Genomic DNA, 23,653 nt, shown 5'->3' on the forward strand with positions numbered 1-23,653 from the left:
TAATAATATATGAGGTATTTATGAATGATTGGCAGTATTCACCGGATTGGTCGGAGGATGAATTATTAGATGGTAGTTCAGTTGGTTTTGTTTATTTGTTTCAATTTGAAGATGGCTATTACATCGGCGTAAAACAAATATGGAAAGGGGTAAAGGACTGTACCAAATTAACAGGGGCAGAAAAAGAAAACGGATGGCGAGACTACAAGACAAGTTCTAAGAAAGTACAGAGTATGATCGACTCAGGCTTGAACTATACCCGTACTATCCTATGGGGCTTTGAGACAATGACAGAAGCAAACTATGTAGAATCCTTTCTAATCCTCACACACTCACTTGATGAAAACATTTTGAATAAGGCAATGATGACAAAATGCCGTATTCCCAACAACACACAGAAACGAAAACTAAAAGGAATTATAAGGACTATAGAAGAATGGCTAGGCAATATGTAAAAGGCATAAAAGAAGTACAGGGTTATGTGAATAAACGTGGACGTGAAGTTAATAATGAATTCCGTAGTGAATTAATCAATGATCTACGTAAGGTATCACGTGAACTTCAAACGGGAATCAATCAGGCCGCAGCAGGGGGTGTAGTACCGTTCACTGGTAACGCAATGTTAACATTCTTCTCTAAGCGTCCTACGGGCGTTACCGTAACGATTATGGTTAAGGATATACAGGCACAATATCTATACGGTTCATTAGTAGAGCGAGACAACATTGATAAGTTCATTCCTACTAGTAATGCTCGATTAACTAAACAAGGTAACATTACTGGATTAAAGAGTAATCTTAAATCTGGTAAATATAAAGTAATAGAACAAAAAGGAACTAAACGAATTATTGATACACGTAAAAAAGATGATCGCGTAATAGCGGTCAAAAAGCCAAAAGAACGTAAGATTATCTTTGATTGGTACGCAAATGCCGATAAGAAAATAAATATTGTGATTAATGGTTTACGTGGGGAATTCAGTACAAGGAACAAGTAATGATAGAGATAATGCAAAAACACTATGAAGAACAAACGCCATATATCTTAGTAGATAATGTAACACCATTGATGAATTCATTACCTTATGATCGTGGGTTTATGGGAAATAAGAAACTAAAGAAGGTACTAAAAAGTCATGAATCTAATGATCAAGTACAGTACATAATGAATATAGCATTTGAAAAACCCCAGGATCTAAAAGAAGGTGATGTAGTAGAGTGGCAATTACGCGATTTGGTATTAGATGTTGTTGTACTCAGTCATGAAAGGGTTTTTGTAAAAGGTACTTTCGTTTGGTTATCAATCGTAGGAATAAAAGAATGATAGGACTAATCACAAAAATAATTGAATTGGGTATGAGTTACTTTACTAAAACTAAAGTAATTGAAAAAGAAGTAAAGGTGTCGAATGCCGAAGGGCAAATTGAAACTAATAAAATTGAAATTGAAAAAACTACAATTCATTGGCGTAATGCTCTTGGTTTTGTAATTACTGCCATTGTTGCTTATAACTGGTTAATAGTACCGCTACTGGATGCCTTTGGTATTGTGGTTATTCAAGTCCCATTAGGGGAATTACTAACTATTCTACAAATTATGTTAGGGGGTGTGTAATGGCCTATGGTATTCAGGTATGGCGTAAAGGTGTATTAGTGAATGCCGTCATTAATCCAACTAATGTTATTGATGTAATCACATCGGGTTCAGGATCTAAATCATATCCCCCCTTAACTGGATGGGCTTTAGAAGTATGTGCTACTGGTATTTTAATTAATGGTCAATCGGCACAAAGTACTGCCAGTGTCTCAGGATGGACAGTGAACTACACCAACGCCACCACACTAAGACCAATCATCGTAACCATAAGGGGTGTGTAATGGCATATGGAGCAATTCTAACAGATAGTAATGGTAAGCAATGGGTAACACCAGATGCCCCGCCATTATGCCTTGTAAATCGTTTTAACTTCTCATTGCCTACATCGGGACAACTCAATACATATATTAATACATGGGTTCCCGATTATCTAACGTGTGTCATTTTCACTAAATGGACAAGTGGCAATCAGACATTTAATGGGCAAATGGTAAAACTTGGTGGATATTGGCAGTACGATATTCTAAGTGCTGGTACGGGTGGTTATGCCGCACCAACGGCAACTAACTTTACTGTATATGTTTTTGCTAATCAGGTAACAGCGATTAGCGGTTGGGGTGTTCAAATATATGGGGCAAATGGTCAACCTACATGGAATGATCAAATGTTACCATTACAAATAAAATCGGCGTATCTCCCATTAACGGAGACACTTTATAACATGGGGCATGGTGTAGCCGTGATGCCAGCCGCCAGCCAATGGGCATTAATTTATGAAGATGGTAGTTCATACTACTATTCAAGTAGTTTTAATGCTAATGGAACAAACTTAGAACGGGCATCCACTCAAGTAGAAGATGGAATGTACGCAAATGAAAATGAAGGGGTTATTAATCGAACGTGTTATTACATTAACACCGACGTTTATGACTCATATTAAAGGAAACAAGTAATGGACTACATCGCGATAGGGGGTCTATTAATGGCCTTTTTTACATTTATGGGTCGTCTACTCTATAGACGAAAACAAGAGATCTTAGAAGCTGAAAGGCGTATAAGTGATATTGAAAGTAAATTAGCAGTATTAGAGACTAAAACAGAAAGCAATGAAGCAGATATTGATGAATTGTATGATTTAGTACGGGAACTTTCAGACATTAAAAGTGACGTTTCCGAAATCAAAGGAATGTTAAAATCTAGATAAAGCCCCACATGGGGCTTTTTTTATTATTCCCAATATATTTTAGTTTTAAAGGTTTTTAAATCAGTGTGATTTGTGCGAGTAGCTTTAAAACTATTGCCTGTATTTTTATTAACTATTTCATATTCATCAATATCCGTTTGTCCCATTGAACCCTTAGCACGACTACTAATCAAATTATATGTGAACTCACTATATGGATATTTCTTAACGAAATCTTCATTGCTAATCATGTTTTATTTCCTAAATACCCGTACAACAACTGTACAAGGGTATTTTATGGCAAGAGTAACTAAAAAGGAATCACAACTTCATTTAAAAGTAATGGAGTTGGTACATTCAGATAGAGCACTAACAGAAGATGATAAAGAGTTTATCTTCAATAACTATAGGGGTGATGGTATTGGTGCTACTGGTGCTTTCTTTACACCTGAATTCCTTGCATGGGACTTCATACTAGATGCTGGCTGTAGTGATGACTGTATAGAACTATGTGCGGGTATCGGGCGACTCAGTTACTACCAATTCATGCGTAATAAACCTTCACATATTACGTGTGTAGAACTAAATCCAGAGTACGTACTTATTGGTAAACGCGTACTACCACAAGCCGAATGGATTACAGGTGATGCTCTCCAATACACACCAGACCGTTTCTACCGTGTTGCTTATGGTAATCCCCCATTTGGTAAGATTAAAACATCCGAAGCGTATACAGGCCGTTATACGGGTAGTGAATTTGAGTACAAGATAATTGATAGGGCAAGGGAGTATTCCAGCTATGGGGCGTGGATTGTTCCACAGGGTAGTGCGGGTTTTAAATATTCAGGCCATACGTACTATGACCGCTCGATACAGTCAACCAAGTACCTCAAATTTGAAAAGGATACGGGGCTAATCTTACATCCTGGGGTGGGCATCGATACATCAATCTATCGCGACCAATGGAACGGTACGAAGGTAACATGTGAATCGGTGTTAGTGGACTATGACGGTACTAATCTTTAGTGAACTATGAACCCAATATAAGTTCTCTTTTGGGCCGGGGGAAGTATCGCTCCAGCGTCTGCTGGATGATGATAGAAGCAGTTTTGAGCTTAGGGAGCAAAAAATTTTATGTAAATAAAACAATCACATAGAATTTATTTTGAATGTTCCCATTGATGATTTTATGCGTCCTTTCGTTTTTTAGCACATGTTAAGAGCCGTTCATATGAATAGTAGAGGCCCCTGAAGAGGTAAACTGAACGACGTCGCTGCTGAGGAAATAAGCAACTCTCATGCCATTTTAGTGGTCAGGAGATCAACGTATTCGGTGATACACCTTCTAAAATTAAGCGTAGATGGCATTTGCAAAACTTGCCTGTGTGCGCAAATGAATTTCAATGGCATATCAATAACTCATCAGCAAAAAAAGCACATCTTATGTAAAGAATTGGAGCGGGATTCATGCGGTGTTCATCGTCCTGCAAGCAAAATGTCATCACTCGCTGAGAAATTAGGGGGTTACATTCTGGGGCGAATACGTAAAATAGTTGGGCTGAAGCGTATTGGCGGTTACACTTTGACCGCTACACATTTGAATAAGGAATTATGGATTGTGACCAAACTCAAACTTCTGGCACTTAGCGTCCTTGCCGCAACCGCAGTTAGCACCGCACAGGCTGAAAGCCAGTGGACTGTTGGCGCGGGTGTCGGCGTGATTAACAGCCCATACAAACAGTATGACCGCGATGTTTACCCTGTTCCGGTTGTCACCTATGAAGGCGATAATGTGTGGTTCCACGGCTTGGGTGGCGGTTACTATTTGTGGAATGACACGACAGATAAGCTTTCCATCATGGCGTACTATGATCCGACGCATTTCAAGCCAGGTGATAGCGATAGCCATGCTTTGCGCCAACTCGACAAGCGTAAAAGCAGCATGATGGCTGGTCTCTCGTATGTACATAACACCCAGTATGGTTTCCTGCGTACTGCACTGGCGGGTGATACTCTGGATAACAGCAACGGCTTTATCTGGGATCTGGCCTGGCTCTACCGTTACACTAATGGTGGGCTGACTCTGACGCCGGGTATCGGTGTGCAGTACAGCAGCGAAAACTACAACGACTATTATTATGGCGTGTCCAATCACGAGTCTCGCCGCAGTGGTCTGAAAAGCTACAACGCTGACGATGGATGGGATCCGTACCTGGAGTTGACCGCGAGCTATAACTTCCTTGGCAACTGGAACGTATACGGCACTGGCCGTTATGTGCGTTTGAGTGATGAAGTGAAAGACAGCCCGATGGTCGATAAGTCCTGGTCTGGCATCTTCTCGGTGGGTGTAACCTACAAGTTCTGATACTAATGCGCGTCAAACACTAGCCCGCATCAGTGCGGGCTTTTTTGTGCTTGACGGAGATGAATATTGATCTAAAACATGAAATTTGATTTTTTGTGCTGTTTTGGCATTCTGTCAGGCTACAACGAATTTTTAACGTATTATTCCTGTCGCTGTTACTAAAAATATACTTGCTATTTTATTAGCCTGTTATCTATTCATTTTTGAACGAAATAAAGTCGTGATGGTTTAGCAAATCATTGTCATGAAGTAATGGTTTGTAGCTATTCAATGCGTTGATAATACTAAAATTTACGATCGAGGTAAGCGTAATTTTCTTATTGTTAAGCGCAATGAAAATTATTGATAACTCTTTTAGCATGTTTATCTCATGGCGAAAGTTAGCTTTCATGTGAAAAAAACAAAAATTAATCGATTGATTTTAATTTTACATCTTTAGGTGTTTATCTGAAAAAATTAAAATTGACATTAAATATTCCATTGCAGATATTAAGTAAACTTTAAAGTAGCGACAGCAACTCTTCATGGCATTAAATATAATACGCCATGTGGATTTTTTGAGAATAAACCTGGTATATATAATGAAAAAGTTAATCATGATAGCTGTGATGGGCGGGATTCTGGCTGGTTGTTCCACCGAGGCTTCACGCATGAATGCTTGCGAAAGTAAGGGTGTGAGCCGTGATGCCTGTTATGTTGCGGAGCAAAACCGTCAGGCGACAATCAATGCTGCCGCTGAAAAACAGGCTATGGAAAACGCGCAAAACGTGTATGGCACAAATGATACTAATTCCAGCCATCACCACAAACACGATAAGTATTAAGGTGTAACGTATGAAAAAATTAATTATTATCGCTGCGTTGGTGGCTTCCTCTGCTGCACCTGCGTATGCCATTAGCGAGGCTTACCGCCAGCAGTTACAGCATGAACATAAAACCATGGTCAGTGACGCGAATGCTCCGGTACACGCCAGTAAAATCACGCCCGTGCATGTGAATAAACTTGGAGTGGACTTTAAACGTGGTGCTGATGGCATTGCTTATATTAATGGCAAACCTGCGGCAAATGATGAGAATAGTGCAGAAGCTCAGTCTTATAGCGCAGGTTTGATTTCCGTCATCGTCTATAAAAACGGAAAAATCAACGCCATGAAAGAGGGAAAATATCTAGGTCGGTTAAAATAACCACTTCGTAGTTAAGATTTTGTATTATTTCGGCCCGGGAACATCTGCTGTTCCCGGGCTTTTTATTTCGCTCGCCTTAACGATCGGTTTCCAATCCATGATGGTGCAATTTGTGCACCCTAACAGGACACATGCGCGTTGTTTTGCTTTACTGTGGTGCATTAACACAGGAGGGTGCGATGACAGCGAAACAGGTGACGTTTACAAACCAGGTATCGCTTCCTGCTATTGGGCAGGGAACATGGTACATGGGCGAGGATCCAAGCCGACGCCGGGATGAAGTGTCTGCGCTGCAGGCCGGACTGGATCTAGGCCTGCGATTGATTGATACCGCAGAAATGTACGCTGATGGTGCAGCGGAGGAGGTAGTGGGTGAAGCATTAACGGGGCGGCGTGATAGCGCTTTTTTAGTCTCGAAAGTTTACCCATGGAATGCCGGCGGACAGAAAGCCATTGCCGCCTGCGAAGCGAGCCTGCGTCGACTGAAAACTGATTATCTGGATCTCTATTTGCTGCACTGGATGGGCGATTTTTCATTTGCAGAGACCGTCGATGCCATGGAAACACTGATTGCGCAGGGGAAAATCTGCCGTTGGGGCGTCTCGAATCTCGATTATGATGATATGCAGGCGTTATGGCAGGTACCCGGTGGACGAGAGTGTGCAACTAATCAGGTGCTTTATCATTTAGCCTCGCGCGGTATTGAATATGATTTACTGCCGTGGTGCCAGCAGCAGCAGATGCCGGTCATGGCATACAGTCCGCTGGCCCAGGCGGGACGACTGCGTGGCGATTTGCTTTCTAACTCTGTGGTGAATGACATCGCGCACGCGCACAATGTTAGCGCTGCGCAGATTTTGCTGGCATGGGTGATTCGCCAGTCGGGTGTAATAGCAATTCCGAAAGCCGCAAGCGTAGCGCATGTCGAACAAAATGCCGCCGCGCTGGAGATAACGCTCTCTGTAGATGAGTTGAAGCAGTTAGATAAGGCGTATCCGGCGCCAAAAGGTAAAACCGCGCTGGATATGGCCTGATTTGCCAAATGCCGATGTTCCCACAGCTTATCAGGCCTACGGCTGCGTGTAGTTTATAGGCCGGATAAGGCGTTAGCCACATCCGGCACGGTGCGCGGAACTGCCTGTTGCGCTGTGCTTATCAGGCCTACGGCTGCGTGTAGTTTGTAGACCGGATAAGGCGTTGGCAGCATCCGGCACGGTGCGCGGAACTGCCTGATGCGCTGTGCTTATCAGACCTACGGCTGCGTGTAGTTTGTAGGCCGGATAAGGCGTTAGCCGCATCCGGCACGGTGCGCGGAACTGCCTGATGCGCTGTGCTTATCAGGCCTACGGCTGCGTGTAGTTTGTAGGCCGGATAAGGCGTTAGCCGCATCCGGCACGGTGCGCGGAACTGCCTGATGGCGCTGTGCTTATCAGACCTGCGGCTGCGTGTAGTTTGTAGACCGGATAAGGCGTTGGCCGCATCCGGCATGGTGCGCGGAACTGCCTGATGCGCTGTGCTTATCAGGCCTACGGCTGCGTGTAGTTTGTAGGCCGGATAAGGCGTTAGCAGCATCCGGCACGGTGCGCGGAACTGCCTGATGGCGCTGTGCTTATCAGGCCTATGGCTGCATGTAGTTTGTAGGCCGGATAAGGCGTTGGCCGCATCCGGCACGGTGCGCGGAACTGCCTGTTGCGCTGTGCTTATCAGGCCTACGACTGCGTGTAGTTTGTAGGCCGGATAAGGCGTTAGCCGCATCCGGCATGGTGCGCAGAGCTGTGTTAGCGTTTAGCTACACGAATAGTCTGCGCGAGGCGAGATGGTTTTTCTTCGGTGGTTTTCTGCGGAGCGGTCGCGTAAGCCGTTTCTACACAAACAAACGTTTTGTAGCCATCATCCGGCATGTCGCCCATGCTGACGGACAGCGCCGGGCCAGGGTTCCAGCCAACGACATTCAGGTGGTGGTGATGGACAACGTCGATATTGCGATTCAACGCATCATCATGAATCACGCTACACGCTTCCGGATTCAGATAAACGCGATCGGTGCGGTCCGGGAAGGTCTGGATACCATCAGCCAGCACATCTTCTTTAGCATCATTCACTTTATCGATCAGGCGATCGCCAAGACCACTTACTTTCACTGCCGCAATGTCACCAACGTTGAAATAGGTATGCAGTGCCGAGGTGGTTTCAAACTCACCATGAGCTTCCAGCTCCATCTCACAGGTGGCTCCCACTTTGAAGCGGGCCAGTAGGCAAAACTCGTGTGGCCAAAGCTGACGCGTTTCAGCGTTGCTCTGCAGTTCAAACGTCAGCACCACGCCATTGTCGTCTTCGTTGTGAGCTTTCAGCGTCCATGGCAGATTGCGGGCAAAACCATGCGAAGGCAGGCCCTGCTGAGCAGCCGGACCAAACCACGGCCAGCAAATTGGTACGCCGCCACGCAGCGCTACGCCGGTTTTAAACGGGGTATTATTACTTAGCCACAGGACTTCCTCTTCACCATTTGGTTTCCAGGAAAGAAGATGTGCGCCCTGCAGTGCGAAAGAAGCTTTAACCTGTGGGTGATCGACAACAAGAACCTCAAGCTCATCAAGCTGACGGCGGGAGAGGACAGGGGTAATTTGTTCGATTACCGGAAGTGCAAAAATTTTATTAATCATTACGCAATCCTTTCTTCAGGCAAAAAAAAGAGCGACCTGAGTCGCTCTTACAGATTACTGTTTCATCTCAACTTATTTGGAGATGTGTGCAATCAGGTCCAGAACTTTGTTGGAGTAGCCGGTTTCGTTGTCGTACCAGGATACCAGTTTCACGAAGTTGTCGTTCAGTGCGATACCAGCTTTAGCATCGAACACGGAAGTGCAAACTTCACCGTTGAAATCGGTAGATACTACGTCGTCTTCGGTGTAACCCAGAACGCCTTTCATCGGGCCTTCGGAAGCAGCTTTGATTGCTTTCTTAATTTCTTCGTAAGAAGCAGCTTTTTCCAGACGAACAGTCAGGTCAACAACGGATACGTTCGGGGTAGGAACGCGGAACGCCATACCAGTCAGTTTGCCGTTCAGTTCTGGCAGTACTTTACCTACAGCTTTAGCTGCACCGGTAGAGGACGGGATGATGTTCTGGGATGCGCCGCGGCCGCCGCGCCAGTCTTTGTGAGACGGGCCATCAACGGTTTTCTGAGTAGCGGTGGTCGCGTGAACAGTAGTCATCAGACCTTCGATGATGCCGAAGTTGTCGTTGATAACTTTAGCCAGCGGAGCCAGGCAGTTAGTGGTGCAGGAAGCGTTAGAAACGATGTCCTGACCTTCGTATTTGTCAAAGTTAGCGCCTTTAACAAACATCGGAGTGTTATCTTTGGACGGACCAGTCAGAACCACTTTTTTCGCGCCAGCAGTGATGTGCTTACGAGCGGTTTCATCTGTCAGGAACAGGCCAGTAGCTTCAGCTACTACGTCAACACCAACTTCGTCCCATTTCAGGTTAGCCGGATCACGTTCAGCGGTAACACGGATTTTTTTACCGTTTACGATCAGATGACCGTCTTTCACTTCAACGGTACCGTTGAAACGGCCGTGAGTGGAGTCATATTTCAGCATGTAAGCCATGTAGTCAGCGTCTAACAGGTCGTTGATTGCAACGATCTCGATGTCAGAGCGTTCTTGAGCAGCACGGAAAACAATGCGACCGATACGGCCAAAACCGTTGATACCTACTTTGATAGTCATATATTCCACCAGCTATTTGTTAGTGAATAAAAGGTTGCCTGTAAAATTACAAAAACCTTACGCAGCGTCAAGCGGAATCGTGTCAATCATTGCGACAAATCAATCTGCTGCCTAAGCTTTGCGCAACTGACTCGCCTCACTCTTCCTTTGGGCTTGAAACCACATGGGGTCGGCGGCCCGAATTTTAAAGGGCAATCAAGATAAAAACGTGATTCTGATCACGAATTGCAGGCTGCCATTTCGCAAGGATCAAGTTTAGAACAAAAGTTCGCACTCCGGTGTTAATGTTTTGTTAGAATCTGTCTCGCGATGTGAGTTTAGATAAAGCGAGATGTGAGCAAATGGCTAATCAACCTTCTCCAGAAGAACTGAAAAAAAATTTAACCGAAATGCAGTTCTACGTAACGCAGAATCACGGGACAGAACCGCCATTTACCGGACGTTTGCTACATAACAAACGTGACGGCATCTATCACTGTTTGATCTGCGACAATCCGCTATTTCGTTCCGAGACAAAATATGACTCTGGCTGCGGCTGGCCCAGCTTTTACGAGCCTGTCAGCGATGAGGCTATCCGTTACATAAAAGATACGTCACACGGCATGCAGCGCATTGAAATCCGCTGTGGAAACTGTGATGCGCACCTGGGACACGTCTTCCCGGATGGTCCGAAACCTACCGGTGAACGGTACTGCGTTAACTCAGCGTCTTTGAACTTCACCGATGGTGAAAACGGTGAGCAAACCAAGGGTTGAAGAAACGATTCAGCAAATTATTCTACGGAGAGTGGATTTAACATGAATCTTGATGAGATGATCAACAGCATGACGCCGGAAGTTTATCAGCGCTTATCGACTGCCGTTGAGCTAGGGAAATGGCCGGATGGCGTAGCGCTAACGGCAGAACAAAAAGAGAATAGCTTACAGCTGGTGATGTTATGGCAGGCGCGAAACAATATTGACGCACAGCATATGACGATTGATACCAATGGTGAGATGGTTATGAAGAGCAAGCAGCAGTTGAAGGTTGAGTTTGGTATTACGCCAGAACCGATTGCGACGTTTAAATCCTAATTACCCAGGCCCGGCAAACATCTGTGTCGGGCCTGCAGTTGATATTATTTCTTGTTCATCATCGCCTTCAGATCGGCGAATGGGTTGTATTTCGCTTCGCCTACGGCCTTTTGCGCATCTTCTCCTGCAACCACCGTTGAACCATACTGGTCCGCTTCCGTATATTTGGAATGCTCGTGATCGTGGCAGTACAGGCACAACATTTCCCAGTTGCTACCATCTTCCGGGTTATTCGAGTGATCGTGATCGATATGGTGTACCGTCAACTCGCGCAAATTTGAATACACGAACTCACGGGAACAGCGTCCGCAGACCCAGGGAAAGAGTTTAAGCGCCTTTTCCCGGTAACCGACTTCCAGACGGGCGTAATTTTTAGGGATAAAAGCCATAAAGCTCATGCCTCCAGTAGAAATGAAGAGCTGCGCCAAAAGCTGGCGCAGCGGAATGCGCTAATCATAACCTATTGTGTCAGGTGTTGGGATCAGTGTTTGATGCCTAACGAATCGGCTAACTGCTTCGCCAACTGATTATTGTCATCTGCGCCGTACTCCCAGAACATGGCGCCTGCCAACCCTTTGCTTTTGATGTAGTCGGCTTTGATCGCCACTGAACGCGGGTTTTCATAGGAGAGGGCAAAGAGTTTTTTTCCATCCGCAGACTGTACCGACAGCCACGGCACTTTCGCTTCATCATCCCAATGTTGGCTAAAGCGTTTTTGCGGATCGTTAATCAACTTCGCCACAATATCGTTGTACTTCACGTAGGTATCTTTGCTCAGGTCGATGCCCAGTGATTTGAACAACTCAATTTGAGCTGACTCGAAATAGGGCTGGGTAGCCGGGTTTTTCTGCGCGTCAGGTTTGCTCCAGTCAATACCTGACTCAACGGCGCGTTTTGGTACGCGGCCATAAAAGCCAATGCCCAGATTCATTTGACTCGGTTTCAGACCGGCGGCGAGATAGTTATTGACCACAAAATCGGCGCTGTACTTATCCGCTGCGGCGACCGTCGGCCATTGCGTCGAATCATACAGGTTCGAGTTGAAATATTGGGTGCCGTAAGCCATGTCGTAGGTCATCAGGTTGATGTAGTCGAGCGATGGTGCAATGGCTTTGACATCCACCCAGCTTTTCGGACTTTCTGCATTTGCGCCCACGGCGATGGTCAGCAGTTTTTTATGCCCCAATGCGGCGCGCAGCTCTGTTAATAGCGCGGTGAAGTTAGCGCGGTCAGCCGGTTGGCTTTCGACCAGTCCCAGGCGCCGTTAACCGGATATTCCCAGTCGAGATCGATGCCATCCAGACCATATTTCGCAATTATCTCCTGCGCAGACTGAATAAACACTGCGCGTGTTTCCTTCGTTGCTGCCGCGCCAGAGAATCCACGCGCTCCCCAACCGCCGACGGAAAGCAAAACTTTCAGGTTTGGATTTTGTTTACGCAGCTGTGGAATTTTCAGCAAATCATCCTGCACTTTCTGTGAAAGCCAAATCTGATGCAGTTTGCTGGCGTCTTTTAAGGCGTCATTGGTCTCGTCTTTTTCGTTGTTATAGACAAGGCCAAACGAATAGTTGAGATGGGTTATCTGGCGAACATCCAGTTTATTGATGTCGCCACCGGGACCGGCAGTGACGTCGCCGCCACCATTAAAGTAGCCAACAGACATCAGTGAACTGGCGGAAACAACGCTGGCGCAAAGCAGGGGTAGTGCTGCCAACAAAGGCAATAGTTTCATCGGTGTTCCTCTTTGACATTTAAACAAGCAAACGCGCCACGGAAATGGCGTGGCGAAAAAAACAGCACCCACAGGTTAACAGTTTCATAACAGGAAAAATGCGAAGGGGTTCACGCCATTTTAGCGAAGCGGCAGCCACGTTCACTTGGGTTTCAGTTCAACTTTGCATTTATTTGTGATCTTGGTTGTGAAATGCAGATCAAAATCTGTGTTTTAAAGATTTGGTGTTGACCTCAAAAATTATATGGATAAGTATGATGGTCACTGATGCAAAACTAAACACAAAGGAAAATTCCATGAAAGCACTGGCAAGATTTGGCAAGGCCTTTGGCGGCTACAAGATGATTGATGTTCCGGAACCGGTATGTGGTCCGGATGACGTTGTGATTGAAATTAAGGCTGCTGCTATCTGCGGCGCTGACATGAAACACTACAATGTCGACAGTGGATCCGAGCAGTTTAATTCGATTCGTGGTCATGAATTTGCGGGTCAAATTGTGCAGGTTGGCGACAAGGTTAAGGACTGGAAGGTGGGACAGCGAGTTGTGTCTGACAACAGCGGGCACGTTTGCGGCGTTTGTCCGGCCTGTGAACAGGGCGATTTTCTTTGTTGTACAGAAAAGGTGAATTTAGGTCTGGACAACAATACCTGGGGCGGTGGGTTTTCTAAATATTGTCTGGTCCCTGGGGAAATACTCAAAATTCACCGCCATGCTCTGTGGGAAATCCCAGCAGGGGTAGATTATGAAGAGGCGGCTGTACTGGATCCTATATGCAATGCCTACAAATCTATCGCTCAGCAATCCAAATTTCTTCCAGGCCAGGATGTGGTGGTCTTTGGTACCGGTCCATTAGGACTCTTTTCCGTTCAAATGGCGCGCATTATGGGGGCCGTTAATATTGTGATGGTCGGGCTGGAAGAGGATGTTGCCGTACGCTTCCCGATCGCCAAAGAGCTGGGTGCGACAGCTGTCGTTAACGGTTCGACCGAAGATGTGGTTGCACGCTGCCAGGAAATCTGCGGTAAAGACAATCTGGGGCTGGTCATCGAATGCTCTGGTGCCAATATCGCCCTAAAACAATCGATCGAAATGCTGCGCCCGAATGGTGAAGTCGTTCGCGTCGGTATGGGCTTTAAACCTCTCGATTTCTCCATCAACGATATCACCGCGTGGAATAAAAGCATCATTGGCCATATGGCCTACGATTCCACATCCTGGCGCAATGCTATACGCCTGCTGGCCAGCGGCGCAATCAACGTTAAACCGATGATCACTCACCGTATCGGCCTGTCGCAATGGCGCGAAGGGTTTGACGCCATGGTCGATAAAACCGCGATTAAAGTCATCATGACTTACGACTTTGATGAATAACATGTTTATTAAAAGGACGTTATCGCATGGAACAAATAGCAAAACCGCACTGCGGCGCCAGGCTGGACAGGCTACCTGACTGCCGTTGGCACACGTCGATGTTTGCGATGGTTGCCTTTGGATTACTGGTTTGTTGGAGTAATGCCGTTGGCGGATTAATTCTCGCGCAGTTAAAAGAGCTAGGTTGGACCGATAATTCCACCACCGCCACGTTTTCTGCCATTACGACGGCGGGAATGTTTCTCGGCGCGCTCGGTGGGGGAATTATCGGCGATAAAACCGGACGTAAAAACGCATTTATTTTGTATGAAGCGATTCATATTATTTCTATGATCGTTGGCGCGTTTTCACCCAATATGACTTTCCTGATCGCCTGCCGTTTTGTAATGGGAGTTGGATTAGGCGCGCTGTTGGTGACTCTGTTTGCCGGGTTCACCGAATATATGCCAGGCAGAAATCGCGGCACCTGGTCAAGCCGGGTCTCGTTTATCGGTAACTGGTCTTATCCGCTCTGTTCGCTGATCGCGATGGGATTGACGCCGTTAATCAGCGCCGAATGGAACTGGCGCGTGCAGTTGCTGATCCCGGCCGTACTGTCGCTGGTGGCGACCGTTATTGCCTGGCGTAGTTTCCCAGAGTCGCCTCGTTGGCTGGAATCCCGCGGACGCTACGCCGAAGCTGAAAAGGTGATGCGGGCCATTGAAGAAGGGGTTGTTCAGCAGACCGGCAAGCCACTGCCGCCTGTGGTATTTGAAGATGACGGCAAAGCCCCGCGCACAGTTCCTTACTCGGCCTTATTAACGGGTGTGTTACTCAAGCGAGTTATTTTAGGTTCCTTTGTCCTGATTGCCATGAACGTCGTCCAGTACACCTTAATTAATTGGCTACCGACAATATTTATGACTCAGGGTATTAATCTGAAAGACTCCATTGTCTTAAATACCATGAGTATGTTCGGCGCGCCGTTTGGGATTTTTATCGCCATGCTGGTAATGGATAAAATTCCCAGAAAGACAATGGGTGTGGGATTATTAGTGTTAATTGCCGTGCTGGGATATATCTATTCACTGCAAACCAGCATGCTACTGATTACGCTAATTGGTTTCTTCCTGATTACTTTTGTCTATATGTACGTTTGTTACGCCTCGGCAGTCTATGTTCCGGAAATATGGCCGACCGAAGCGAAACTTCGCGGTTCTGGTCTGGCGAATGCGGTAGGGCGTATCAGCGGTATCGCCGCGCCTTATGCGGTCGCGGTATTGCTTAACGGTTATGGAATGACGGGTGTATTTGTACTGCTGGGTGCGGTCTCCATTATTGTCGCTGTCGCCATTGCTACCATCGGAATTGAAACCAAAGGCGTCTCTGTCGAAAGTCTCGGTATTGATGCAGTTACCAGCAAATAATATTGATGGGAAATAAAATGAAAAATTCAAAAGCGATATTAAAAACGCCGGGCACGATGAAAATTATTGCCGCCGATATCCCGGTACCCAAAGAGCATGAAGTACTGATCAAAATTGAATACGTAGGTATTTGCGGTTCAGATGTTCACGGTTTCGAATCAGGTCCCTTCATTCCGCCAAAAGACCCGAACCAGGAAATTGGCCTCGGACATGAATGTGCCGGTACGGTGGTGGCGGTAGGAAATCGCGTCAGTAAATTTAAACCGGGCGACCGGGTGAACATTGAACCCGGCGTGCCGTGCGGTCACTGCCGCTACTGTCTGGAGGGCAAATACAACATCTGTCCTGATGTCGACTTTATGGCCACGCAGCCTAATTATCGCGGCGCGCTAACCCACTATCTGTGCCATCCGGAGAGCTTCACTTACAAGCTGCCCGATAACATGGACACCATGGAAGGCGCGCTGGTAGAGCCTGCGGCGGTAGGGATGCATGCCGCAATGCTGGCGGACGTTAAACCGGGCAAGAAAATCGTCATTTTGGGGGCGGGCTGTATTGGTTTAATGACCCTGCAAGCTTGTAAATGTTTGGGTGCTACCGACATCGCCGTTGTTGATGTCCTGGAAAAGCGTCTGGCCATGGCCGAGCAGCTTGGCGCGACGACTGTGATCAACGGGGCGAAAGAGGACACCGTTGCCCGCTGTCAGCAGTTCTCCGGCGATATGGGGGCTGACATTGTTTTTGAAACTGCCGGCTCGGCAATCACCGTTAAGCAGGCTCCGTACCTGGTGATGCGCGGTGGGAAAATCATGATCGTTGGGACGGTTCCTGGTGATTCGGCAATTAATTTCCTCAAAATTAACCGTGAAGTCTCCATTCAGACTGTTTTCCGCTACGCCAACCGCTATCCGGTCACTATTGAAGCCATTTCCTCCGGGCGTTTCGATGTCAAGTCGATGGTGACGCATATTTATGATTATGAAGATGTTCAGCGCGCGTTTGATGAGTCAGTTAACAACAAACGTGAAATTATCAAAGGCGTTATTAAAGTTAACCATTAATTTATTGAAAAGGGAGAAACAACTATGCTGGCAGATATTAAATATTGGGAAAATGATGCCCAGAATAAACATTATGCGATTGCCCACTTTAACGTGTGGAATGCGGAAATGTTAATGGGGGTGATGGATGCGGCGGAAGAGTCTAAATCGCCGGTGATTATCTCATTCGGCACCGGTTTTGTGGGTAATACCTCGTTTGAAGATTTTTCACATATGATGGTTTCGATGGCGAAAAAAGCCTCGGTGCCGGTTATTACCCATTGGGATCACGGGCGCAGCATGGAAATTATTCATAACGCCTGGACTCACGGCATGAATTCACTGATGCGCGATGCCTCCGCTTTTGATTTCGAAGAGAATATTCGCCTGACTAAAGAGGCGGTGGACTTCTTCCATCCGTTGGGTATTCCGGTTGAGGCGGAGCTGGGCCACGTGGGGAATGAAACGGTTTATGAAGAAGCGCTGGCGGGCTATCACTATACCGACCCGAGTCAGGCGGCGGAATTTGTCGAGCGTACCGGCTGCGATTCTCTGGCGGTGGCGATTGGTAACCAGCACGGCGTTTATACCTCTGAGCCGAAACTGAATTTCGATGTGGTCAAACGCGTGCGCGAGGCGGTATCCGTTCCGCTGGTGCTGCACGGCGCGTCCGGCATTAGCGATGCGGATATCAAAAAAGCCATTTCATTAGGTATTTCGAAAATCAATATTCATACCGAACTGTGCCAGGCGGCAATGGCGGCGGTGCAGGAGAACCAGAATCAGCCGTTCCTGTACGTTGAGCGTGAAGTTCGCAAAGCGGTAAAAGAGCGCGCGCTGGAGAAAATCAAACTGTTTGGCTCTGACGGTAAAGCGGAATGACAATATGGATAATATCGAGGTTATTTGTATAGGGGCGGCAATTGTTGATATTCCCTTGCAACCAGTGAGTAAAAATATCTTTGATGTTGACTCTTATCCATTAGAACGAATAGCAATGACCACGGGAGGTGACGCTATTAATGAGGCGACGATTATTTCTCGCCTTGGCCATCGCACGGCGTTAATGAGTCGGATAGGTAATGATGCAGCCGGTTATTTTATTGTCGACCACTGCCATCGGGAGAATATTGATATTAAAAGCCTGAAGCAGGATGCTGATATTGATACTTCCATTAACGTAGGTTTAGTCACCGCTGATGGCGAACGCACCTTTGTGACTAACCGTAACGGCAGTTTATGGAAACTGAATATAAACGATGTTGATTTCGACCGTTTTTCTCAGGCAAAGCTGCTGTCGCTAGCGAGTATTTTTAATAGCCCGTTGTTGGATGGTGATGCACTGACGGCAATTTTCACACAGGCGAAAGCGCATAAGCTCATTATCTGCGCGGATATGATTAAACCGCGACTGAATGAAACGCTGGACGACATCCGTGAAGCGCTGAGCTACGTGGATTATCTGTTTCCCAATTTTGAAGAGGCAAAACTGCTCACCGGGAAAGATACGCTGGATGAGATTGCCGACAGTTTCCTGAACTGTGGTGTGAAAACCGTCGTGATTAAGACCGGCAAAAGAGGCTGCTTTATCAAACGAGTCGATATGAAAATGGTAGTCCCGGCCGTGTCGGGGATTACCGCCATCGACACCATCGGCGCGGGGGATAACTTTGCTTCAGGATTTATCTCCGCGCTGCTTGAAGGTAAGCCGCTTCGCGACTGCGCGCTGTTTGCTAATGCAACGGCGGCAATATCGGTACTGAGCGTGGGCGCGACGACGGGTGTGAAGAACAGAAAGCTGGTTGAACAACTTCTTGACGAATACGAAGGGTAATAGCGGCAGATGAAAATGATTCCTTTAGGCAGTACGGATATTACGCTTTCCCGCATGGGATTAGGTACATGGGCCATTGGCGGCGGTCCGGCATGGAATGGCGATCTCGATTTGCAGATTTGTATTGATACCATTGTTGAGGCGCATCGCTGCGGTATTAATCTGATTGATACCGCGCCAGGCTACAACTTTGGCAACAGTGAAGTGATTGTCGGTCAGGCGCTGAAAAAGCTGCAGCGCAGCGAGGTAGTTGTTGAAACCAAATGCGGCATCGTCTGGGAGCGAACAGGCAGCCTGTTTAACAAAGTGGGCGATCGCCAGCTGTATAAAAACCTCACGCCTGAGTCTATTCGTGAGGAGGTTGATGCCAGCCTGCAAAGATTGGGTATCGACAGTATTGATATCTATATGACCCACTGGCAGTCGGTCGAACCCTGTTTTACGCCGATTGCGGAAACCGTAGACACGCTGAATGCACTGAAAAAAGAGGGGAAAATCCGTTCGATTGGTGCGGCGAACGTCGATGCCGGGCATATCAAAGAGTATCTCAAACACGGTGAGCTGGATATCATCCAGGCCAAGTACAGCATTCTTGACCGGGCGCTGGAAGCTGATCTGCTGCCGCTATGCCAGCAGAATGGCATCATCGTGCAGGTATATTCACCGCTTGAGCAGGGGTTGTTGACCGGTACTATCGCCCGAGATTATGTTCCTGGCGGCGCACGGGCTAACAAGGTTTGGTTTCAGCGGGAAAATATGCTGCGGGTGATTGATATGCTAGAGCAGTGGCAGCCACTGTGTGAAAAATACCGCTGCACAATCCCCGCATTAGCTCTGGCGTGGATTTTAAAGCAAAGCGATTTGATCACCTTACTGAGTGGTGCAACCGCACCTGAACAGGTTCGCGAGAACGTCGAGGCGTTAACCATTCCCCTGACAGATGATGATTCATTATTGATGAGGCGAATGGCGGAAGCGTTGGATATAAATTAAGTCGGATAGAATTGACCTCTGTTTCTGCGTAAAAAAGTATTGAAATCTGTGATTCAGACATGTTCTTTTGAAAATAAACATAGCCTGTGAGATACTAGGGTCTTATTATTACTTTGCAGGAAACAGAGGTGTCATCGTGGCGGCAAAAGACAGGATTCAAGCCATTAAGCAAATGGTGGCTAACGATAAGAAAGTGGCGGTATCTAATTTAAGTTCAATCTTTCAGGTGACTGAGGAAACGATTCGCCGCGATCTTGAAAAACTGGAAGATGAAGGTTTTTTGACCCGAACATATGGCGGTGCAGTGCTCAATACCACCGCGTTGTCCGACAATATTCATTTTTATAAGCGTGCAAAATCTTTCTTCGAAGAAAAGCAGATCATTGCCCGTAATGCATTACCGTTTATTAAAAATAAGACCACAATGGCTGCCGACTCCAGCAGTACCGCGATGGAATTATTAAAGCTGTTGAAGGAAAGAAACGATCTGACGTTGCTTACCAATTCGGCTGAAGCATTTCATGAGTTGGCGCAGTCAGAAATTAACGTGGTTTCTACCGGCGGTGAGCTGAATAAGAATACGCTGTCGCTGCAGGGAAGAATCACCAAGGAGATTATCAGCCGTTATCATGTTGATATCATGGTGATGAGCTGCAAAGGTTTGGATATGCAGAGTGGGGCGCTTGATTCTAATGAAGCGGAAGCGGAAATCAAAAAAACCATGATCCGCCAGGCGACTGAGGTGGCCCTGTTAGTTGATCACTCAAAGTTTGACCGTAAAGCTTTCGTTCAGCTCGTGGACTTTAGCCATATTAATTACCTAATAACCAATAAGGCACCGGGTGCAGAGTGGATTGCATTTTGCCAAGAGAATAATATTCAACTCGTTTATTAGCTATAACGAGGGTTGTGTCGATATTATTTTAAGTTTGCACCTGGTAAATGCCATAAGAATCTAATGATGATGGATGGCGCGGCAAAATTTTTCTGCCGCGATCGTCATACTTTCTATTTAGCTGAATTTGAGGCATCCAGATGGAACAATGTGACCCTATCGGCGCAAGATTAGATCGTTTACCTTTATCTCGATTTCATTTTCGTATTTTTGGAATTATTAGTTTTAGTTTGTTAATCACTGGTTTTCTCAGCTATTCCGGGAATGTGATATTAGCAAAACTAGTCAGTACAGGCTGGTCAAACAATTATCTAAATGCCGCGTTTACCTCAGCGCTGATGTTTGGTTACTTTATCGGTTCGCTAGCCGGTGGCTTTATTGGTGATTATCTCGGTCGACGCAAAGCGTTCCGCGTCAATTTGTTAATCGTCGGGGCCTCAGCCTGCGCTGCAACGTTTGTGCCCAACATGTACTGGCTTATTTTCTTCCGCTGTCTGATGGGGATTGGAATGGGGGCGCTAATTATGGTGGGCTATGCCTCATTTACAGAATTCATTCCACCCGCGGTTCGTGGGAAATGGTCTGCCCGTCTGTCATTTGTCGGCAACTGGGCACCAATGCTATCTGCGGCAATTGGCGTCGTGATTATTGCACTTTTAAGCTGGCGGGTGATGTTTCTGCTCGGCGGCATGGCAATGCTGTTGGCTTGGTATCTGTCGGGAAAATACTATATTGAATCCCCGCGTTGGCTGGCTGGCAAAGGGCAGAGAAGCGAAGCTGAAAAACATCTTATGCAGGTGGAATCGCAAATTGAGAAAGAAAAAAACATCACTTTACCATCCTGCCGGAGCGAATGCTCGTCGGCGGATTTAAGCACGATAAGTGGTTCATTTTGGCTCTTGTTTAAGGGGCCAATGTTACGCTGTACACTGGTGGCGATCACGGTGCTTATCGCAATGAATATTTCGCTCTATACCATTACGGTATGGATCCCGACGATATTTGTTAATTCGGGAATCGATGTAACGAAATCCATATTTATGACCGCGATAATTATGATTGGCGCGCCGGTTGGGATATTTATTGCCGCGTTAATTATCGATCACTTTCCTCGGCGATTGTTTGGCTCATTCTTGTTGATTGTTATCGCCTTGCTTGGGTATTTCTATTCGCTTCAAACTGAAGAGTGGGCAATTCTGAGCTACGGGCTGGTGATGATTTTTTTTCTGTATATGTATGTCTGCTTTGCCTCTGCAGTTTATGTCCCGGAACTATGGCCCACGCATCTTAGATTGAGAGGATCGGGTTTTGTGAATGCTGTGGGGAGGATTGTCGCTGTGTTTACGCCTTATGGCGTCGCTATTTTGTTGACCCGCTATGGCTCGGTTACGGTCTTTATCGTGCTAGGAGTAATGTTGGTGCTATGTGCGCTGATTCTTTTTTGTTTCGGCATCGAAACGCGCAAAGTATCACTGGAAGAGATTTCAGCGCTGGCCTGAGATAACGCGCCGACAGGAGAGACCCTGTCGGCATCGCTTACGGCTGGGTTTCCAGCCAGTCGTCCAACGTATACAGCGTTGCGCCCGCAGTTGCCATTTCCATAAAGGCGTTTGCACTGTCCTGGGGTTGAATATTAACGCCACGGCAGCCGTCGGTTATAACGCTGACAGTGTAGCCAAGATCGAGCGCATCCAGAACGGTGAATTTAACGCAATAGTCGGTAGCCAGACCCATGATGATGAGCTCGGCAATGCGGTGTTCGAGTAGCCATGCATTCAGCGCGGTAGCCTGACGACGACCATTATCAAAAAACGCGCTGTAGCTGTCGACCAGCGGGTTCTCACCTTTAGTGAACGTTTGACTTATCGCACGCTGGTTCAGCAGCGGATGCAGGGCAGCACCTTCGCTGTTTTGTACGCAATGATCGGGCCAGAACGTCTGCGCCAGGCCATCGAGTTGTCCCTGGCTGTAGGACTCGACCTGATGCTGGCTGGCAAAACTACCATGATTCGCCGGGTGCCAGTCCAGACTGGCAACCACCGTGTCGCCGCGTATGGCACACCAGTCAATCAGGCGGTTGGCGATATCGATTGTGCTGTCACCTTGTGGGACCGCGAGGGCACCACCGGCACAAAAGTCATTTTGTAAATCGACCAACAGTAAGGCTCGGGCCATGGGCATAGACTCCTTTAATCGTCAGGTGTGAGCTCACCACGCAGATTTTGCGTCATTGCTTCACGAATTGTCTGCGTATCCAGTCCCTGACTCAGCAAATAGTGCAGTTTGGTGAGAGTGGCTTCGACGGTCATATCCGCGCCGCCAATCACGCCAGCATGTGCCAGCGCATTCCCTGTCGCGTAGCCCCCCATGTTCACCTTGCCGGACATACACTGCGTAAGGTTCACCACCACAATGCCACGCGAGCTCGCATCTTCAAGTTCTTTCAGGAACTCTTTATTCTGCGGCGCATTGCCCACGCCGTAGGAGCGCAAAATTAATGCTTTTACCGGCTGGCGCAGGAAGTTGCGTACTACATCAGCGGAGATCCCAGGATAAATAGTGACCACGCCAATCGGTTGCGGAGTGATAGGATGCACAATCAACTCACCTGTGCCGTGAGGTGCGGGCGGTGTTCCCAGCCGGCGAATGTGGATCCCGGCTTCCAGCAGTGGTGCAAGGTTGGGTGAGGCAAACGCGTCAAAACCATCAGCATGCGCTTTAGTGGTCCGGTTGCCGCGAAACAATCGATTGTTGAAAAACAGGGTAACTTCATTGATCGGATAATTTGCTGCAACGTACAACGCATTCAGCAAATTGATTTGCCCGTCAGAACGTAGCTCTGCTAATGGGATTTGTGACCCTGTCACAATGACTGGCTTGCCCAGATTCTCCAGCATAAATGAGAGTGCCGAAGCCGTAAACGCCATGGTGTCAGTGCCGTGCAGAATGACAAAACCATCGTAATCGTCGTAGTGCGCTTTAATGTCTTCCGCAATGTGCTGCCAGTCTTCTGGCGTCATGTCGGAGGAATCCATCAGCGGAACGTATTCATGGATGGTGAAGTCTGGCATCTCTGGGCGGTGGAATTCAGGCATCAGTGCCAGCTGACGCTGGAGATGACCGGAAACAGGAATATAACCCTGTTCTGAGCGCTGCATACCAATGGTACCGCCGGTATAGGCAACGTAAATCGATTTCTTTTGCATGACTTTTCTTCTGTCTCAAAGAAAACCCCTCTTCATCCCG

28 protein-coding genes and 1 pseudogene are annotated in these 23,653 nt (G+C 47.0%); 22 read left to right on the plus strand and 7 right to left on the minus strand.

Annotation, left to right across the window (positions count from 1 at the left end):
- Positions 1–20 precede the first annotated feature (20 nt).
- The 7 genes from OGY71_RS11865 to OGY71_RS11895 are packed head-to-tail and all read left to right on the plus strand — an operon-like array spanning position 21 to position 2,799.
- On the plus strand, positions 21–455 hold the full coding sequence (locus OGY71_RS11865) for a GIY-YIG nuclease family protein (protein ID WP_052959887.1): 435 nt from the start codon (positions 21–23) through the stop codon (positions 453–455).
- Positions 437–997: a hypothetical protein gene (locus OGY71_RS11870; RefSeq protein ID WP_052959889.1), complete on the plus strand. Its 561-nt coding sequence runs from the start codon at positions 437–439 to the stop codon at positions 995–997. The genes OGY71_RS11865 and OGY71_RS11870 overlap by 19 nt, the downstream gene beginning before the upstream one ends.
- The gene (locus OGY71_RS11875) at positions 997–1,323 is read left to right on the plus strand and encodes a hypothetical protein (protein WP_051129202.1); all 327 of its coding nucleotides are present in this window, start codon (positions 997–999) and stop codon (positions 1,321–1,323) included. The genes OGY71_RS11870 and OGY71_RS11875 overlap by 1 nt, the downstream gene beginning before the upstream one ends.
- Positions 1,320–1,613 carry a hypothetical protein gene (locus tag OGY71_RS11880; protein WP_286613363.1) on the plus strand — a complete coding sequence of 98 codons (294 nt, stop codon included), beginning with the start codon at positions 1,320–1,322 and terminating at the stop codon, positions 1,611–1,613. Before OGY71_RS11875 ends, OGY71_RS11880 begins: the two co-directional genes overlap by 4 nt.
- The gene (locus tag OGY71_RS11885; RefSeq protein WP_284884770.1) at positions 1,613–1,876 is read left to right on the plus strand and encodes a hypothetical protein; all 264 of its coding nucleotides are present in this window, start codon (positions 1,613–1,615) and stop codon (positions 1,874–1,876) included. The genes OGY71_RS11880 and OGY71_RS11885 overlap by 1 nt, the downstream gene beginning before the upstream one ends.
- Complete coding sequence (locus OGY71_RS11890; protein WP_284884771.1) at positions 1,876–2,535, plus strand: hypothetical protein; 660 nt, start codon at positions 1,876–1,878, stop codon at positions 2,533–2,535. Before OGY71_RS11885 ends, OGY71_RS11890 begins: the two co-directional genes overlap by 1 nt.
- A gap of 12 nt (positions 2,536–2,547) precedes the next feature.
- Entirely contained in the window at positions 2,548–2,799 is a 252-nt protein-coding gene (locus tag OGY71_RS11895) for a hypothetical protein (RefSeq protein ID WP_284884773.1), read from the plus strand.
- A 23-nt stretch (positions 2,800–2,822) separates the two neighbouring features.
- Here OGY71_RS11895 and OGY71_RS11900 read toward each other — a convergent pair whose 3' ends face one another.
- Entirely contained in the window at positions 2,823–3,029 is a 207-nt protein-coding gene (locus OGY71_RS11900) for a hypothetical protein (RefSeq protein WP_200110362.1), read from the minus strand.
- 46 nt (positions 3,030–3,075) lie between these two features.
- Between OGY71_RS11900 and OGY71_RS11905 the strand changes: the two genes are divergently transcribed.
- The 5 genes from OGY71_RS11905 (at position 3,076) to OGY71_RS11925 (ending at position 7,362) form a co-directional block, all read left to right on the plus strand.
- Positions 3,076–3,804 carry a class I SAM-dependent methyltransferase gene (locus tag OGY71_RS11905; RefSeq protein WP_284884774.1) on the plus strand — a complete coding sequence of 243 codons (729 nt, stop codon included), beginning with the start codon at positions 3,076–3,078 and terminating at the stop codon, positions 3,802–3,804.
- Positions 3,805–4,396: 592 nt separating this feature from the next.
- Positions 4,397–5,143, plus strand: coding sequence for a MipA/OmpV family protein (locus tag OGY71_RS11910; protein WP_063941476.1), 747 nt, complete (start codon positions 4,397–4,399; stop codon positions 5,141–5,143).
- A 581-nt stretch (positions 5,144–5,724) separates the two neighbouring features.
- Positions 5,725–5,967 carry a hypothetical protein gene (locus OGY71_RS11915; protein ID WP_032934433.1) on the plus strand — a complete coding sequence of 81 codons (243 nt, stop codon included), beginning with the start codon at positions 5,725–5,727 and terminating at the stop codon, positions 5,965–5,967.
- A 10-nt stretch (positions 5,968–5,977) separates the two neighbouring features.
- The gene (locus OGY71_RS11920) at positions 5,978–6,328 is read left to right on the plus strand and encodes a hypothetical protein (RefSeq protein WP_003832469.1); all 351 of its coding nucleotides are present in this window, start codon (positions 5,978–5,980) and stop codon (positions 6,326–6,328) included.
- Between the two features lie 179 nt (positions 6,329–6,507).
- On the plus strand, positions 6,508–7,362 hold the full coding sequence (locus OGY71_RS11925) for an aldo/keto reductase (protein WP_126956079.1): 855 nt from the start codon (positions 6,508–6,510) through the stop codon (positions 7,360–7,362).
- 744 nt (positions 7,363–8,106) lie between these two features.
- On the opposite strand, the gene OGY71_RS11930 is transcribed toward OGY71_RS11925, so the two are convergent.
- Both OGY71_RS11930 and gapA read right to left on the minus strand, forming a co-directional pair.
- Positions 8,107–8,991 (minus strand): D-hexose-6-phosphate mutarotase, encoded by an 885-nt coding sequence (locus OGY71_RS11930; protein ID WP_123267004.1) that lies wholly within the window; start codon positions 8,989–8,991, stop codon positions 8,107–8,109.
- 72 nt (positions 8,992–9,063) lie between these two features.
- Entirely contained in the window at positions 9,064–10,059 is a 996-nt protein-coding gene (gapA, locus tag OGY71_RS11935) for a glyceraldehyde-3-phosphate dehydrogenase (RefSeq protein ID WP_003030697.1), read from the minus strand.
- 341 nt (positions 10,060–10,400) lie between these two features.
- On the opposite strand from gapA, the gene msrB reads away from it, so the two are divergent.
- Entirely contained in the window at positions 10,401–10,814 is a 414-nt protein-coding gene (msrB, locus tag OGY71_RS11940; RefSeq protein ID WP_003832475.1) for a peptide-methionine (R)-S-oxide reductase MsrB, read from the plus strand.
- 42 nt (positions 10,815–10,856) lie between these two features.
- Complete coding sequence (locus OGY71_RS11945; protein WP_003030693.1) at positions 10,857–11,132, plus strand: YeaC family protein; 276 nt, start codon at positions 10,857–10,859, stop codon at positions 11,130–11,132.
- A gap of 44 nt (positions 11,133–11,176) precedes the next feature.
- On the opposite strand, the gene yajD is transcribed toward OGY71_RS11945, so the two are convergent.
- Both yajD and chiD read right to left on the minus strand, forming a co-directional pair.
- A complete protein-coding gene (yajD, locus tag OGY71_RS11950) occupies positions 11,177–11,521 on the minus strand; it encodes an HNH nuclease YajD (RefSeq protein WP_003832478.1) in 345 nt (114 codons plus the stop codon).
- Positions 11,522–11,613: 92 nt separating this feature from the next.
- Positions 11,614–12,866 (minus strand): annotated as a pseudogene (gene chiD / locus OGY71_RS11955) (chitinase ChiD).
- A gap of 296 nt (positions 12,867–13,162) precedes the next feature.
- Between chiD and OGY71_RS11960 the strand changes: the two are divergent.
- The 8 genes from OGY71_RS11960 (at position 13,163) to OGY71_RS11995 (ending at position 21,906) form a co-directional block, all read left to right on the plus strand.
- Positions 13,163–14,239: a zinc-binding dehydrogenase gene (locus OGY71_RS11960; protein WP_003832481.1), complete on the plus strand. Its 1,077-nt coding sequence runs from the start codon at positions 13,163–13,165 to the stop codon at positions 14,237–14,239.
- 26 nt (positions 14,240–14,265) lie between these two features.
- On the plus strand, positions 14,266–15,645 hold the full coding sequence (locus OGY71_RS11965) for an MFS transporter (RefSeq protein WP_200920496.1): 1,380 nt from the start codon (positions 14,266–14,268) through the stop codon (positions 15,643–15,645).
- 17 nt (positions 15,646–15,662) lie between these two features.
- Positions 15,663–16,706, plus strand: coding sequence for an NAD(P)-dependent alcohol dehydrogenase (locus OGY71_RS11970; RefSeq protein ID WP_003832485.1), 1,044 nt, complete (start codon positions 15,663–15,665; stop codon positions 16,704–16,706).
- Between the two features lie 24 nt (positions 16,707–16,730).
- On the plus strand, positions 16,731–17,567 hold the full coding sequence (locus OGY71_RS11975; protein WP_286613364.1) for a ketose-bisphosphate aldolase: 837 nt from the start codon (positions 16,731–16,733) through the stop codon (positions 17,565–17,567).
- Positions 17,568–17,571: 4 nt separating this feature from the next.
- Positions 17,572–18,519, plus strand: coding sequence for a carbohydrate kinase family protein (locus tag OGY71_RS11980; protein WP_126318370.1), 948 nt, complete (start codon positions 17,572–17,574; stop codon positions 18,517–18,519).
- 9 nt (positions 18,520–18,528) lie between these two features.
- On the plus strand, positions 18,529–19,512 hold the full coding sequence (ydjG, locus tag OGY71_RS11985; RefSeq protein ID WP_003832488.1) for an NADH-dependent methylglyoxal reductase: 984 nt from the start codon (positions 18,529–18,531) through the stop codon (positions 19,510–19,512).
- Positions 19,513–19,648: 136 nt separating this feature from the next.
- On the plus strand, positions 19,649–20,407 hold the full coding sequence (locus tag OGY71_RS11990; RefSeq protein WP_043016634.1) for a DeoR/GlpR family DNA-binding transcription regulator: 759 nt from the start codon (positions 19,649–19,651) through the stop codon (positions 20,405–20,407).
- A gap of 140 nt (positions 20,408–20,547) precedes the next feature.
- Positions 20,548–21,906 (plus strand): MFS transporter, encoded by a 1,359-nt coding sequence (locus OGY71_RS11995; protein ID WP_149335792.1) that lies wholly within the window; start codon positions 20,548–20,550, stop codon positions 21,904–21,906.
- Between the two features lie 37 nt (positions 21,907–21,943).
- Here OGY71_RS11995 and pncA read toward each other — a convergent pair whose 3' ends face one another.
- Together pncA and ansA are read right to left on the minus strand one after the other, a co-directional pair.
- The gene (pncA, locus tag OGY71_RS12000) at positions 21,944–22,582 is read right to left on the minus strand and encodes a bifunctional nicotinamidase/pyrazinamidase (RefSeq protein ID WP_003832491.1); all 639 of its coding nucleotides are present in this window, start codon (positions 22,580–22,582) and stop codon (positions 21,944–21,946) included.
- A gap of 14 nt (positions 22,583–22,596) precedes the next feature.
- Complete coding sequence (ansA, locus tag OGY71_RS12005; protein ID WP_003832492.1) at positions 22,597–23,613, minus strand: asparaginase; 1,017 nt, start codon at positions 23,611–23,613, stop codon at positions 22,597–22,599.
- Positions 23,614–23,653 lie beyond the last annotated feature (40 nt).

This window comes from Citrobacter sp. Cpo109 (assembly GCF_030332565.1).
GTDB lineage: Bacteria > Pseudomonadota > Gammaproteobacteria > Enterobacterales > Enterobacteriaceae > Citrobacter > Citrobacter portucalensis.